13 protein-coding genes and 1 pseudogene are annotated in these 13919 nt (G+C 49.2%); all 14 read right to left on the reverse strand.

What is annotated here, in order from left to right; genetic code table 11:
• Window positions 1–1138: pseudogene (locus HII30_RS11835) on the reverse strand (flagellar hook-length control protein FliK); the annotation flags it as partial.
• A gap of 78 nt (window positions 1139–1216) precedes the next feature.
• The gene (locus HII30_RS11840) at window positions 1217–1864 is read right to left on the reverse strand and encodes a ribonuclease HII (protein ID WP_169505256.1); all 648 of its coding nucleotides are present in this window, start codon (window positions 1862–1864) and stop codon (window positions 1217–1219) included.
• A 213-nt stretch (window positions 1865–2077) separates the two neighbouring features.
• Window positions 2078–2944 carry a ribosome biogenesis GTPase YlqF gene (gene ylqF / locus HII30_RS11845; RefSeq protein WP_169505257.1) on the reverse strand — a complete coding sequence of 289 codons (867 nt, stop codon included), beginning with the start codon at window positions 2942–2944 and terminating at the stop codon, window positions 2078–2080.
• Window positions 2945–2995: 51 nt separating this feature from the next.
• Entirely contained in the window at window positions 2996–3613 is a 618-nt protein-coding gene (gene lepB / locus HII30_RS11850) for a signal peptidase I (RefSeq protein ID WP_169505385.1), read from the reverse strand.
• A 123-nt stretch (window positions 3614–3736) separates the two neighbouring features.
• Window positions 3737–4081, reverse strand: coding sequence for a 50S ribosomal protein L19 (rplS, locus tag HII30_RS11855; protein ID WP_169505258.1), 345 nt, complete (start codon window positions 4079–4081; stop codon window positions 3737–3739).
• A gap of 136 nt (window positions 4082–4217) precedes the next feature.
• Window positions 4218–5951, reverse strand: a complete 1734-nt coding sequence (cydC, locus tag HII30_RS11860) for a thiol reductant ABC exporter subunit CydC (protein ID WP_169505259.1) — start codon at window positions 5949–5951, stop codon at window positions 4218–4220.
• On the reverse strand, window positions 5948–7795 hold the full coding sequence (gene cydD, locus HII30_RS11865; RefSeq protein ID WP_169505260.1) for a thiol reductant ABC exporter subunit CydD: 1848 nt from the start codon (window positions 7793–7795) through the stop codon (window positions 5948–5950). The genes cydC and cydD overlap by 4 nt, the downstream gene beginning before the upstream one ends.
• Window positions 7796–7829: 34 nt before the next feature.
• Window positions 7830–8846, reverse strand: a complete 1017-nt coding sequence (locus HII30_RS11870) for a cytochrome d ubiquinol oxidase subunit II (protein WP_169505261.1) — start codon at window positions 8844–8846, stop codon at window positions 7830–7832.
• Window positions 8843–10204 (reverse strand): cytochrome ubiquinol oxidase subunit I, encoded by a 1362-nt coding sequence (locus HII30_RS11875; protein ID WP_169505262.1) that lies wholly within the window; start codon window positions 10202–10204, stop codon window positions 8843–8845. Before HII30_RS11875 ends, HII30_RS11870 begins: the two co-directional genes overlap by 4 nt.
• A gap of 191 nt (window positions 10205–10395) precedes the next feature.
• Complete coding sequence (locus HII30_RS11880; protein ID WP_169505263.1) at window positions 10396–10545, reverse strand: hypothetical protein; 150 nt, start codon at window positions 10543–10545, stop codon at window positions 10396–10398.
• Between the two features lie 107 nt (window positions 10546–10652).
• Complete coding sequence (locus HII30_RS11885; protein ID WP_169505264.1) at window positions 10653–11993, reverse strand: collagen-like repeat preface domain-containing protein; 1341 nt, start codon at window positions 11991–11993, stop codon at window positions 10653–10655.
• A 177-nt stretch (window positions 11994–12170) separates the two neighbouring features.
• Window positions 12171–12980: a tRNA (guanosine(37)-N1)-methyltransferase TrmD gene (gene trmD, locus HII30_RS11890; protein ID WP_169505265.1), complete on the reverse strand. Its 810-nt coding sequence runs from the start codon at window positions 12978–12980 to the stop codon at window positions 12171–12173.
• A 1-nt stretch (window position 12981) separates the two neighbouring features.
• On the reverse strand, window positions 12982–13506 hold the full coding sequence (gene rimM, locus HII30_RS11895) for a ribosome maturation factor RimM (protein ID WP_169505266.1): 525 nt from the start codon (window positions 13504–13506) through the stop codon (window positions 12982–12984).
• A 179-nt stretch (window positions 13507–13685) separates the two neighbouring features.
• The gene (locus tag HII30_RS11900) at window positions 13686–13916 is read right to left on the reverse strand and encodes a KH domain-containing protein (RefSeq protein ID WP_169505267.1); all 231 of its coding nucleotides are present in this window, start codon (window positions 13914–13916) and stop codon (window positions 13686–13688) included.
• Window positions 13917–13919 lie beyond the last annotated feature (3 nt).

Consider the following 13919-nt stretch of genomic DNA (forward strand, 5'->3'; position numbering starts at 1 on the left):
CGGCGGCGTTTGCGCCCGCGGCGGGGCCTGCGCCTGCGGCGGCGCTTGCGCCTGCTGCTGCGGGAGCGCCCGCTCCGCTCCCGCGCAGCGCCTGCTGCTCGTGCTCCGCACCGAGCAGCTTAAGCACCCGCCCCACCCACGGCTCTGCCTCGTGGGAGGGCGGCCCCTGAGCCGGCTGCGCAGTGCCGCCGGCCCAAGGCTGCGCGAGCTCATTGCGCAGCTGGTGCATCAAGCCCTGCAGCTTTGCCAGCAGGGCCGCAGCCGGCGGCGGTCCCGCTGGTGCCGCCGCCGTGCCGCTGCGGAGCGCAGCATGCAGCTCCGCTTCCGGCACATCTGCCTGAGCACCTGATGTGCCAGGCATGCCTGCTGCTCCATCTGCCGTGTTTCCGGCCGCTGTCGAAACTACGGCCTGGCCACCCGCTTGTGCCGCTGAAGGATTTTGAGGTAACCCTTGCGTAGAATACCGCCCATCCGCTGCAGATGCAATGCCTGCTGCACCCACTCCATCCCCTGCAGCCGTTCCCGCTCCCCGCTGGTTCTGTATTTGAACCGTTACATCCAGCTGATGCTCAAGAGTCTGCAGAAGCTGATGTAACGGTGGGCCAAATACGGCCTGGTGCAGTCCTTTTACACTCTGCAGCGACACAGGGAGCCCCCGCTGAAACGCGATGGCGGCTGATTCCGCCCACTCCCCTGCGGGAATCTGCAGCGGCTTCATCGCAAGCACTTCTTTGAAAACCGAAATATTCTCCTTTGTGAGCGGTACACCCGCATTCTGAATTCCCTTTACAATCTCACGTATTTCCGGAGAATCGGGCAGGCCGGAAGATTTGAGCATATCTGCCAAAGAAGATCCAGACATCACCGTACCCTGCCCCTGTGTCACAGGCTTCAGGATGACGGCACCGTCTTCACCGGGCGGCTGCACCTGGAGAAGTGCTGTTTCACCAGGTCGCAGAGACGCTTCCAGCTTGGCCTTTACGTGAACGCCCTGAATTTGGACCGTCGCTTCCTGTCCGTCTTCCGATACATTGATAATCAAGCCGCGAACGACCTGACCAGGCTTCATTTCCAGGGCTTTGACTTCCGCAGGCTTGGATTCTCCCAGCAATCCACGAATCATTGATCCGATGTTCACGCCTCTTCCCCCAAACGTTTCTTTTTCTACTATATCGGCAGCAGCCCGCCTTTTCCGAAGGGCGGGCTGCTGTATTTTTTAGAACAAGGAGAGCTGTACCGTCTCCATATTTTTAAGAAAGCTGCGGCGGTGCATCGCCGTTGGTCCATGAAGCTGCAGTTGTTCCCTGTGATGCTTGGTCGCATAGCCCTTGTGAATCGAAATACCGTATTGCGGATAAAGCTGATTCCATTCATTCTCACACAGACGATCTCGAACCACTTTAGCGACAATCGAAGCCGCAGCGATCGATTGACTGTTGGCATCCCCTTTAATAATCGCAAGCTGCGGAATATCACACTCTACTTTTTCAGCATCGACCAGTAAGAAGTCCGGTTTCACCATGAGTCCATCCATCGCAATGCGCATGGCTTTTCTTGCGGCCTGTTTAATATTAATCTGGTCTATGGTTTGCGCATCAACACGGCCTACTCCGACAGCCAGAGCTTTATCCATAATAAGCTCATACAAAGCATCTCTCTTCTTGGCACTTAATTTCTTGGAATCGTTAATGCCTTCGATAACCAGTTCCTGCGGCAGAATAACTGCTGCAGCCACCACATCACCGAACAGGCACCCCCGTCCCACTTCATCTATTCCTGCAATATGTACATAACGATCCCAATACTCACGTTCGTAGGCTAATAAATCGGGTACGATCGGCGGCTTTGCATTATCTATGTTCATGACATCTCCAGCTCCTGTATATCCATGATGATCCAAAATGCATATCTATCATTTCGTATTCTAATAGAGTATCACAGGTTTGCTGAAAAATTAACTGGAGACCCTCCAAAATCATTCATCTTGCCTGTTCATCAACCTTTGCACAAATTAAAAAAGCAGCCCAGGTCCCGTTATTTCAAACGGTATATGGCTGCTTTACAGTTGTTCTGCCTTTTAGTACGGCGCTTCCATGGAGAAACGGCCCATTTTCCCTGCCCGCAGTTCTCTTAAAAGAATACCGGAGGCCTTCTCCAGGTCCACGCGTCCCCCGCTTACGATGCATCCCCGCTTACGGCCGATTTCTTCCATAACCGCAACGATTTCATCCGGGTTTTCAAAGTCTTCAGGACGCTTTTTTAATTCAAATCTTTCACTCATCGGCTCCCAATAGTACCTTGATAAATATTTAACCGCAAAAAACGCGATATCTTCCACATTTAAAATTTCTTCTTTGATCGCTCCAGTGACTGCCAGCCGGTAGCCTACATTCTGATCCTCAAACTTGGGCCACAAAATTCCTGGTGTATCCAGCAGCTCCATCTCGCCCCCGGCAACCTTGATCCATTGCTGACCCTTCGTTACGCCCGGGCGGTCGCCTGTAGCGGCTATGCTTCGTCCGGCCAGACGGTTAATCAGCGTGGATTTGCCCACATTCGGAATTCCTACAATCAATACACGCATCGCGCGCGGATTAATTCCTTTAGACAGCTGTCTGTCGATTTTCTCTTTCAGGAGCAGCTTAACCTGACCTGAAATTTCTTTCACACCTGTACCTGTTGCGGAATCGATCGGAAAGGCAGGACTGCCCTGTTCCTTAAAATAATTGATCCATTGCCGCGTCACTTCCGGATCAGCCAAATCGGCCTTGTTCATAAGGATCAGCCGGGGCTTACCCGACAAAATCTCGTCGACCATCGGATTTCGGCTGGAAAGCGGAAGTCTGGCATCGATCAATTCGATAACCGCATCAATCAATTTTAGCTTTTCTTGAATCTGACGGCGTGCTTTTGTCATATGTCCCGGAAACCATTGTATCGTCAAGCGCTCGTCACCTCACAATCCTTGCTATACTGTTCATCGTATTGTTTCCATCTAGTTGTCTATAAATCCAATATCCTTAATCGGCCAGAAGATTACGTCCGCCCGTCCGATGATATCCTCGAGCGGTACATAGCCGATCATGCGGCTGTCTGTACTGTTGGAACGGTTATCGCCAAGAACAAAAATATGTCCTTCCGGTACGGTGTCCTCCGGTACATACTCGTTCGGGAAATTTGTACCCGGATTGTACAGTCTTCCGTTCTCATGTGCCTGGTCAATGGCTTCTTGTATGTATGCTTCGTCCACCGGTTTTCCATTCACAATGACCTGGTCGCCTTCGACCTTCACCGTATCACCTGCTACAGCAATTACACGTTTAATAAAATCTCTTCCTTCAGAAGGAACATGGAACACAACCACCTCGCCCCGTTCCGGCTTGCGGATATCATACAAAATCTCATTCACAATCAGCTTCTGTCCTGTTACAAAATTGGGCTGCATCGACGGCCCCTGGACAATAAAAGGCTTAAACAAAAGCCAGCGGATGAGAACGACGAGAATCAATGCAATAAGAAGAGCTTTCAGCCATTCGACCAGTTCGTTCTTTTTCTTCTTCGCCGGTTTGTCTCCCTCATGGGGATGGACTTCTTCATGAGAATCCTGCTGCATCATTCACCGTCCTCTCTGCCGTGATGTCTCACTGCATATCATGTGAAAAACCAAACATTCTTTTTTTGGATATACAAAAGGGACTTGTATAAATCCACAAGCCCCTTTTTTACCGTCATATGATTAACGACGAATTTCTTTAATTCTCGCTGCTTTACCGCGCAGTTCACGAAGATAATAAAGCTTCGCACGACGCACTTTACCACGGCGAGCCACTTCGATTTTCTCGAGTTTAGGCGAATTGATTGGAAAAGTTCTTTCCACACCAACACCGTAAGACACTTTACGAACTGTAAAAGTCTCACTGATTCCGCCACCGCGACGTTTAATAACTACACCTTCGAACAACTGGATACGCTCACGAGTTCCCTCGATAACCTTAACGTGCACTTTTAAAGTGTCGCCAGGACGAAAGCTCGGAATATCACTGCGAAGCTGTTCTTGAGTAATCGCTTGTACGATATTCATCTAGGACTCCCTCCTCTCACACAGGCGTTCTTGCCTCTTCCGGAAAACCTTCTTGTTCTCCATCATTATCCGCAGCGGACCACCGTATTCACAACAAAAGAAATTTTACCACGTTCTATGCATGAAATCAAGGAAATCATTTATTCGAAGCTTCAAACATTTGTAACTCAATTTCTTTCAATTCATAAAAATAACCCTTCAAGGCCACGAGCTCCTCATAAGTACCGCTCTCGACAATCCGGCCCTGCTCAATCACGATGATCCGGTCCATATGCTCAAGTCCTGCCAGACGATGGCTGATCAGAAGCAGTGTATCGCCCGCCGCCTGATCCAGTACATAACGCAAAACCTTGCGCTCTGTGATGTAGTCAAGCGAGGAAGTGGGCTCATCCAGCAGCCACAGCCTGCCGCCATGGAGAACAGCGCGTGCCAGCGCAAGGCGCTGCTTCTCTCCGTCCGATAAATTCTCGCCCTTTTCCAGGACATGATCATTCAGCTTTTTATCTTTAAGCTGCACTTGATCCAGAACAAAGCTCAGCTCTTCATCTTCAAAACACGTTTGTTCTGTCAGCAAATTATCACGAATGGTACCGCGAAAGAAATGGCCATGCTGCAGCACGGTATTACATTTGCTCCACACATGTTCTTCTTCCAGCTCTTGAAGAGGAATATCATTCAGGCGAATTTCACCCCTGTTTGGCTTACGCAGCTTCAGCAGCAGTTCGAATAGGCTCGTCTTTCCTGACCCGCTCGGTCCCACAATCGCCGTCTTGGAGCCGGCCGGCAAATGGAGTGAAATATCCTGCAGCGCTGGCCGCCATTCATCATCATATTGAAAACAAACTTCGTCAAAGCTTACCGACACCGCCTCATCATCGATCGAACGGCGGTTTGCCGGAAGCTCAGGCTGCTGTTTTTCCGCAGAAAGCACCGTATCCGTAAGCCGTTTAGCAGCATATTCACTGTCCTGCTTGTAGGCTGGCAGTGTGGCCATAGGTGCTGCTTCCTCGAATACCGTGTTGGATACCATGACGAGCATGGCGAGAAAGACGCCAGAGAGTGAGCCGTTTACGATCAGGTAGGCGCCGAGTACCAGCATTCCCCAGGAAATGATGAAAGTAAGAAATGTATGCAGCGCTTGTCCCCGAAGCAGCCTGAGGGCATCGTCCCGCTGACTGGCTGCCAGATCGGCAGAGACCTGCTGAAGCTCCTCCTCTCGCTGGTTCAAGCGGCCGTAGAGCTTCAAATCACGGAAGCCGAAGAGCATCTCTGTGACATCGGTAGAGAATGCCGCCCGCTTCCGCTTCACGGCTCCGTGAACCCGGCGCTGTCCAATCATCACCAGAGCTGGAACACCGAAAGCAGCCATCAGCATCCCAGCCAATAGCAGTAGTGCAGCCCAGATGGAAAAAGCAGCGGTAAACAGCATCGTCGCCAAAAACACCATGACAACCATGACAGGCGGATAAGCGACCCGCAAAAAATAAAACTGCAGACTTTCCACGTCTCCGACAATTCGCGCCAGCAGCTCTCCGCTGCGTGTCCGGTTCAGAATACCTGGCGTCAAGGGTACAAGTTTGGAGAAAAAGGCGGTTCGCAGCCGCCCCAGCAGTGAGAATGTCGCCCTGTGCGAAAACAGCCGCTCACCGTAACGGCTTGCCGCCCGCACTAAACCGAGAATTTTGACCAGCGAGGTCAGCATGATCAGGGTATACAGCGGAGGAGCAAACACAGTCTGCGCTATAAGATATCCGCTGGCGGCAAACAATCCTACTCCGGCAAGGCCGGCAGCGAAGCCTCCGAGGATCGACAGCAGAATGTCCCGGCGTTCCCGGATCATCGCTTTTGTAAAAATAGCCAGTTCCTTCATGACCACCCTCCCTTACGCTGCACATCAACCATTTCGGCATACTGCGGTAAACGGTCAAGCAGCTCCTCGTGCGTTCCCGTATCCACCAACACACCTTTCTCCATAAAGAAGATGATGTCCGCCTGGCGGATGGTATATAAACGATGAGCTACCGTAATCATGGTGACACCCCGTGACAGCTCGGTAATCGAGCGCTGCAAAATCCGTTCTGTGTGCAGGTCCAGGCCGACCGTAGGCTCATCAAACAGCAAGACGGCAGGGCGCTTAAGAAATGCGCGTGCCAGCGCCAGACGCTGCTTTTCTCCGCCTGACAGCCCTCTGCCTCCTTCTCCCACAACAGTGTCATAAGACTGTTCCAGCTCTTCTGTAAGCCCGCCAAGCCCCGCTGCCTCAGCCGCCTTGATGATATCTTCTTTGGAGACGTAGTGGCCAGCGCCAATGACAATGTTATCCGCGAACGTTCCGGCAAAAATATAGGGATGCTGGGTGATGTAACCGACGTGGCGGAACCATGCTGCCTCATCCAGCTCCCCAAGCTCACGGCCGTTTACTGTGATTGTTCCACTATCTGGCTTCAGCAGGCCGGACAGCAGATGCAGCAGTGTTGTCTTGCCTGAGCCGCTTGCGCCAACAATCGCAACATGTTGTCCGGGCTTGATTTTGATCCCAGCCGTTCCGGTATGCAGCTCAAAACCACTCTGCTCATAGCGGAACCGCAGATTTTCTAACTCCATGGAAGGCGGCAGTGGCCCCAGGTCAGACGTTTTGGATTCGTACTCTCCTTTAGGACGACTTTTGTCAACCGTATCCTGATCCTCACTTCTGCGCTCCGAAGAGTCTTGGTCAGATGGTGTTATGCTGAATGTACCTGCTCCAGCCGTATTTTCAAGCAGCTCCTCCACCGTCCTGATCGCGCCCATGCTTGTACGTCCTCCGTGAAATGCGGTACCCGTATTTTTCAGCAAATTATAGAACTCTGGTACAAGCAGCAGGATCAGAAAAGCTGTATAAAACGACAGTGTCTTGAAGACAACCAGCTGCAGTGCCAGCTCCAATGCCACAATTCCGATACTCAGCATGACGATGGATTCCAGCGCAAACGTATTTATGAAGGCAATGCGGAGGATCCCCATGGTCGCATCCCTGTAAGCAAGGCTGCTGCGCTCAATTTCCTTCTCCTGCTGTCTGCTCCTGCCGAACAGCTTCAATGTCACAAGACCTTGAAGCGAATCCAGAAATGTACCGGAGAATGCAGCAAGCTGGTCAAATTTTTCCTCTGATTTTTTCCGGGTGCTTAGTCCTACCAGAATCATGAACAAGGGAATAAAGGGGGCGGTGACTAACATAATCAGCCCTGAATTCATATGCTGGTAAAAAACAACTCCCAAAACCAGGAGAGGGATGACGGAAGCTTCCATCATCCTGGGCAAATATTGGCTGAAATAATGTTCTGCTTCGTCCACGGCATCCAGAGCCACACTGACCTTGCCGCCAGTCTGGCCGCCCAGCGAGACGGGCATGGATGACCTCGTCAATCCGCGCAGCAGACGCGACCGCATTTCCGTCTTGGCTGCAGCGGCCATGTTCAGTCCGATCATTCCGTTTCCGTATACGAGCAGTGACCGAGATGCCATCACAGACAGCAAACCGAGGACAACTGTCGTCACAGAAGACAGTGAAGCACCTTCCACGAAGATACGCTGCACAGCCTTGGCCAATAATGCAGCTTGACCTGTGATCGCCGCGCCAAGCGCAAGTGATATCACGGCAAGGAGGACGAGAGATTTCCTTTGCCTGGACATCAGCATCGACAGAAGGCCTGCTTTTCTTCTCTTCACTCCCATGTTCCTCCTTATAGGATAAGCTTCATATAAAAAATTACCGCTTACCTCTTACGTAGTCTGCATCAAAAAGGAACAGCCGGAATACGAGAATGAGTGACGGAATTAACAGCAGCAGGCCGCCGATGAACGCAGCTACTAGTGCAATTCCCATCGATTCATGTGTAGCTCCGTCCTGGATCGTAATATACGGGTCCAGAATATATGGATATTGTCCAATGCCATAGGCAAAGAACGCACAGGCAAACTGAAGCATGATACTGATAAAAGCCAGGCCATAACGGCGGCCTTTATAGAGAAGCCATAACGCGATCATAAAGAAACCGACCGAGAGGGCAAGCAACCACCACATATCCATCATGTTATTAAAGTGGCGTTCATTATGCTGGCTTAAATAGATGAATGCCGTAAAGGCAGCGATAATTGTCGGTGTACTCCAGAACAAGGCATATGTCCGCAGCAATTGAACAGCCGGCTGATCATCAGCACGAGCCGCATAGAAGGTTAGGAATGCTCCACTGATGAACAGTACCGATACGATCGCCAGCCCTACGATGCTCCATGACAGCGGACTGGTGAGCAGGTTCATATACTCCAGATAGACTGTACCGTTTTCTTCCATAATAAATCCGCCTTCGGACAGCGTCAGCGCAACAGATAAGGAGGCTGGAATGAAGAGACCTGTCGCCCCGTAGAGAAACAGAAATACAATATTCTCTTTCGAGCCATAGTTCTCAAACGCATAGAAGGAACCGCGGATGGCAATAAGCACGATGCCAATGCTTGCCGGAACGAGCAGTGACGAACCATAGTAGTATGCTGTATCAGGAAAGAAACCGATAATACCAACGAAGAAGAAGACGAAAAAGACGTTTGTAATTTCCCACACAGGCGATAAATATCGGGATATCAGTCGATTAATCAGATGGTCTTTTTTCGTAAACTTGGCATAGAAGGCAAAGAAGCCTGCTCCAAAATCAATTGAGGCTACAATCAGATAGCCGTACAGAAACAGCCACAGCACCGAGATTCCAATTAACTCATAGCTGATCATCGCGGCTCACCCTCTTTCCTTGATTGTTCCTCTATCTTTGCTGCCTCCTCTAACTCAGCCTCTGCCGGATTATGAAGGAACATCCGTCTCAAGACGAAGACGCATAATGTGCCAAGCACGATATACAGCAGCAGGAACAGGAAGAACAGAACGCGTACGCTTGGCGAAGTCGTGGCGGCTTCTTCCACACGCATGTAACCCCGGATCATCCATGGCTGACGTCCCAGTTCAGCATAGAACCAGCCCATCTCCACTCCTAAAAAGGCAAGCGGTGCACTGCATACGATCGCTCTCATCAGCCAGCGATTGTACTCATTTCGTTTCTTCCACAGTACAAACAGAAAATAGAGTAAAGATAATGCCACAAGCGTAAATCCAATCCCCGCCATAAGATCAAATAAATAATGGACAAGCAGCGGCGGATGTTCATCCGGCGGGAATTCGTTCAATCCTGTAACCTCGGCATTGAAATCGCCAAAGGCAAGAAAGCTGAGTGCTTTCGGAATGTGCAGAGCGCCAACGATCTCCCGTTCCGCGTTTAACCACCCAAGCAGAATGAGGTCCGCTCCGCTTTCCGTTTCAAAATGCCACTCTGCGGCAGCCAGTTTCTCTGGCTGATGTGCGGCGAGAAACTTTGCCGATACATCACCAGCGATGGCGGTCAGAATGCCAAACAGCAGGACAGCACCCATCATCAGCTTGAGCGCTTTTTTCGAGTACTCTGAAGCGCCTTTACGCAGAATTGAGAAAGCTGCAATCCCTGCCAGCAGCGACGCACCGGTTAAGTAGGCCGAAGACAGCACATGGAATACCTTGGAAGGCGTCGCTGTGTTCAACATGGCCTGGATCGGATTCACCGCTGTAAAGGCACCCGCTTCCAGAACAAATCCCTCAGGCTGGTTCATAAATCCGTTCACAGACGTAATGAAGAAGGCTGACATCGCAGCGCCCAGAACGACGGGTACGGTAAGCAGCCAGTGTATGTATGGGTTTCGAAACCGATCCCAGGTGTACAAATAGATCCCAAGGAAAATGGCTTCAAAGAAAAAGGCAAACACTTCCATAAACAGCGGGAGTGCAATCACGTTTCCTGCGAGCTGCATAAAATTCGGCCATACAATGGCGAGTTGAACGGCGATCGCTGTTCCGGTCACCACCCCTACGGCCACGGATATAATAAAACCTCTTGTCCATCGTTTTGCCATTAGAAGATAATGTTTGTCCTTTTTTCGGAGTCCGACAAGATGTGCAATAGCGATCATCAGCGGAAGTCCTACGCCAATCGTGGCAAAAATAACGTGAAAGGTTAAAGTTAAACCTGTCAGCAGCCTGCTCCACAGGACTGTATCAATAGCCATACTGCAGTTTCCCCTCTTTCATCTACTTATTCTTTAGCATTTCATTTTAGCCGATTTATTTCTCTTTTAACAGTCTTAGACGTAAAAATCCCCATGTGACCGTCTAACAGACCGCCCCACAGGGATATGTTTATACTTATAACGCGCAGCAGGTGCTCCCTTTCATCTGTAATGCTTTCAGCTTAGTGAAATTATCCAGATGTCTCTTCAGATACCGTATAATCTGTACCATGTAAATTACCGTAATAGGCCAGGATATCATCCACACTGCGAAATGGAGTATCCTTTTGTTCTTCTGAAGCTGATTTATAAGGATCATTCATTAATGTCTTGTCTTTCATTTTCTGTTCCTCCTAATGTTGTGCAAACATCTACATGTGTATATTACCCATTCTAGAAATGTTGACACCTTTTTTAGGAAAGAAATGTTTTTGATCGCTTGATCCAGCTAGGATCCTATTTTATATATCGTTACTCGTGCATTATTTAAGGAAACGGATCCTTCCGGAGGAGCTGATATACAATACAGTTCAATCGTTTCGGCCGAGGTAAGATTTAATAAAGCATTGCCCGTATATACATCAGGAGCTGGAGATGCGTATTGCCCTCTTTTGCCCTTCTCTATATTCCCGTTTACAACCAATGCAAATTGTGCTGATGTGGGTTCTGCCGATATCAAGGTAATCTGCCAATCAATATAATAGAACCCTGCCTCTGTTATGCTTACACATCCATCGCCGTTGCATGCTATGCCATTCAGTTTGATCTCAGAAAATTGGATTGTTGCAGCAGCCTTCAAACTCTGGTTGCTGTCACTCACATGGAACATCAAGTGACCGCCAATCGTTCCATTTTCTGCAGATTTTAGATCTGTGTCATTGGATGACTCTGCTTCGTGCTTCACTGTACCCTCACTCATATTATCTTGAACTTCAGCGATTTGTATTACTTGAGTATCAATTTCCTCAATAACGGCTGCAATGCCTTCTGCTTCTGCTTTTGCTTCTTCTACTTCTACTACTTCTTCTTCTGCTGCTAGATGCTCTAAACGGACCGCTTCCTCTGTAATTAGATGCGTCACAGCTGTTTCCTCTTGTTCCATAATAATCTGTGGTTCAATTACAGATTCTACGACAGAGCAGTCCATCATCCCAGCTTTGGAATTTTCGCTGTTTGAAAATTGACTGTGTGATGAATTGATGTCCAGACGAAGTTCCTTTAGCTCGCTTATAATTTCCTGTAATCCACGATTCATGTTCTGCTCCAGATGTACAATCTGCTGCTCCAGTGGTGAATAAGCATCCGAAACAGTGACCGGCTCCGGGGGTTCTGCAGACACCTTAGAGATCGCGCTGACCGTCAAGTTTAGCTCATCCGGTTTTTGAAGAATGAGCAGGGTGTCTTCGACCGCATCGCTGACTGCGTCTTTCATCTCCAGATGCACGGTAAGGGGAAGCATATGTTCCAGAAAGAGCCTCAGTCTGATTGACATATCGCCCAATACTTTGGGACTGATCACAGATATGGAAGTTAACTGCTGAACAGCGTCCTTAAACAGTGACTTCTCTTCGTCTCCGATTGGAATTCGATTCACCAAATTATGAATCCCATGAATTTGGGATTTCAGCTGTGTCAAGTTGTCTTGTTCCGGAACCGCGAACAAATTCCGGATACTCGTTCTCAGCTGATGAATCAGCGTGATCAATTTTTCGGTCTGATACCTCCCGATGGGGTAATGCAGTGCGGCCATGCCGCTGATTCCGGGCTTGCGTCTTCTTTTTTTATTCATCCTGTTGGCGCTCCTTTCAACCTCTTGGTCACCATGCTTTCGCTGCCGCTCACGGTAAAAGCCTATTTTCACCATATTCATGAGTGCCCTGGACGGTTCTGCCTCTTTACTAAAACCAGGAAAGAAAATATACAAAAAAAGAGCCTGCTTAACAGGCCCTGTTTACTCAATCTTTATTTAAGGTTGCGTCGATTTAGCTTCATTCTGAAGACGATTCAGAAACTCCTGATCTTTACGTGTAAGTTCCAGCTGTTTCAGCAGCTCCGGCCGACGTTCCCAGGTCCGTTTTAACGCCTGTTCCCGCCGCCAGACATCGATACGGGCATGATGACCACTGAGCAGGATATCCGGCACTCCCATGCCGCGAAATTCGGCGGGTCGTGTATAGTGAGGGTATTCAAGCAAGCCGGTACTGAAAGAATCCGTCACTGCTGAAGTTTCATTGCCCAGCACCCCTGGGAGAAGACGGACAACCGAATCGATCACAACCATTGCAGGAAGTTCCCCACCCGTAAGCACATAGTCGCCAATTGAAAGCTCATCGGTAACCAGATACTCCCGGATTCGCTCATCATATCCCTCATAGTGGCCGCAGATGAAAATAAGATGGTCTTCTTTGGAAAGTTCCTCTGCCTTTTTTTGTGTAAAAGTTTGGCCTTGAGGGCACATCAAAATTACACGCGGCACTTTTGCTGCCTCAGCTGAATCACCCTGTATCTGTTCACCAGCAGGATGTGGATTATTCGAAATCCCGTCCTTCTCCAGGATATCCTCCACTGCTCTAAAGATCGGATCAGGTTTCAGCACCATTCCACCGCCACCGCCATAGGGTGTGTCATCTACCTGATTATGCTTGTTTCCGGCATAATCGCGAAAATTGATCGCGTTTAAGGACACAATTCCTTTGTCAGCTGCTTTGCCCAGAATGCTGCTGTGAAACACACCATGTAACATTTCGGGGAACAATGTCAGTACATCGACTTTCATCCTACAGCAGTCCTTCCATCAGATGAACGCGAACGACCTTGTTCACCTTGTCTACGTCTAATATCACATCCGGAATGGAAGGGAGCAAAATTTCTTTTCCTTTCGGTGTCTTGACGACCCATACATCATTCGCACCTGGTGTCAAAATTTCTTTAATGACGCCCAGCTCCTGGGCTGGTTCGTCATCTGTTACAACTTGACAGCCAATGATTTCATGGAAATAATATTCGTTATCCGGAAGTTCTTCCTGCAGCGTCTCATCAATTTTCAGCAAATATTCTTTATATTTCTCCGCCTCGTTGATGCCGCCGACTTCCTTCAGCTTCATAATGTACATGTTTTTATGCAGACGGGATGCTTCCACCGTTACCGGGATTGGAGCACCGCCTTTTGAAGAAACGATATACAACGGACTGTTTTTGGCAAATCGCTGTTCTGCAAAATCCGAATACGGAACTACCTTCATCTCACCGCGGATGCCATGGGTGTTGACGATTTTACCTACGGTTAACAGCTTCTGGGTCATACAAACCTCCTGTAAATCACAATTTCAAGTTCCAGAATATAAAATGATTTCTTCAGCATGTACGAAAAGGGGCTAGGACATGCATCCTAACCCCCTTTCGTATATCTTTAAGAAATAGTCCATGTGAAAACCCTTGAATATCAGCATGTCGGTTCTAAGATGTCGCTGCTCTCTGATATTCAAGAAATGATGTCCACAGTTACCCGCTTGTTCATTTTTACGGCTGCCGATGTGACGACGGTACGCAGGGATTTAGCGATACGCCCCTGTTTGCCAATGACCTTGCCTACATCATCGGGATGTACGCTTAACTCAAAGACCACAAGATTTCCCTTATCGACCGTCTTAACTGTCACATCTTCTGGATGATCCACCAAAGCCTTAGCAATAACGCGAACTAATTCTTCCATAGA

The sequence above is a fragment of the Paenibacillus lemnae genome (assembly GCF_012933385.1).
In the GTDB taxonomy this organism is placed as follows: Bacteria; Bacillota; Bacilli; order Paenibacillales; family Paenibacillaceae; genus Paenibacillus_AQ; species Paenibacillus_AQ lemnae.

What these genes read in the sequence shown, in the direction of transcription:
- HII30_RS11880 (WP_169505263.1), bottom strand. Translation starts at nt 10,545, where the DNA reads ATGAAAGACAAGACATTAATGAATGATCCTTATAAATCAGCTTCAGAA.
- HII30_RS11870 (WP_169505261.1), bottom strand. Translation starts at nt 8,846, where the DNA reads ATGATCAGCTATGAGTTAATTGGAATCTCGGTGCTGTGGCTGTTTCTG.
- rimM (WP_169505266.1), bottom strand. Translation starts at nt 13,506, where the DNA reads ATGACCCAGAAGCTGTTAACCGTAGGTAAAATCGTCAACACCCATGGC.
- cydD (WP_169505260.1), bottom strand. Translation starts at nt 7,795, where the DNA reads ATGGGAGTGAAGAGAAGAAAAGCAGGCCTTCTGTCGATGCTGATGTCC.
- HII30_RS11840 (WP_169505256.1), bottom strand. Translation starts at nt 1,864, where the DNA reads ATGAACATAGATAATGCAAAGCCGCCGATCGTACCCGATTTATTAGCC.
- lepB (WP_169505385.1), bottom strand. Translation starts at nt 3,613, where the DNA reads ATGCAGCAGGATTCTCATGAAGAAGTCCATCCCCATGAGGGAGACAAA.
- cydC (WP_169505259.1), bottom strand. Translation starts at nt 5,951, where the DNA reads ATGAAGGAACTGGCTATTTTTACAAAAGCGATGATCCGGGAACGCCGG.
- HII30_RS11885 (WP_169505264.1), bottom strand. Translation starts at nt 11,993, where the DNA reads ATGAATAAAAAAAGAAGACGCAAGCCCGGAATCAGCGGCATGGCCGCA.
- HII30_RS11900 (WP_169505267.1), bottom strand. Translation starts at nt 13,916, where the DNA reads ATGGAAGAATTAGTTCGCGTTATTGCTAAGGCTTTGGTGGATCATCCA.
- trmD (WP_169505265.1), bottom strand. Translation starts at nt 12,980, where the DNA reads ATGAAAGTCGATGTACTGACATTGTTCCCCGAAATGTTACATGGTGTG.
- rplS (WP_169505258.1), bottom strand. Translation starts at nt 4,081, where the DNA reads ATGAATATCGTACAAGCGATTACTCAAGAACAGCTTCGCAGTGATATT.
- HII30_RS11875 (WP_169505262.1), bottom strand. Translation starts at nt 10,204, where the DNA reads ATGGCTATTGATACAGTCCTGTGGAGCAGGCTGCTGACAGGTTTAACT.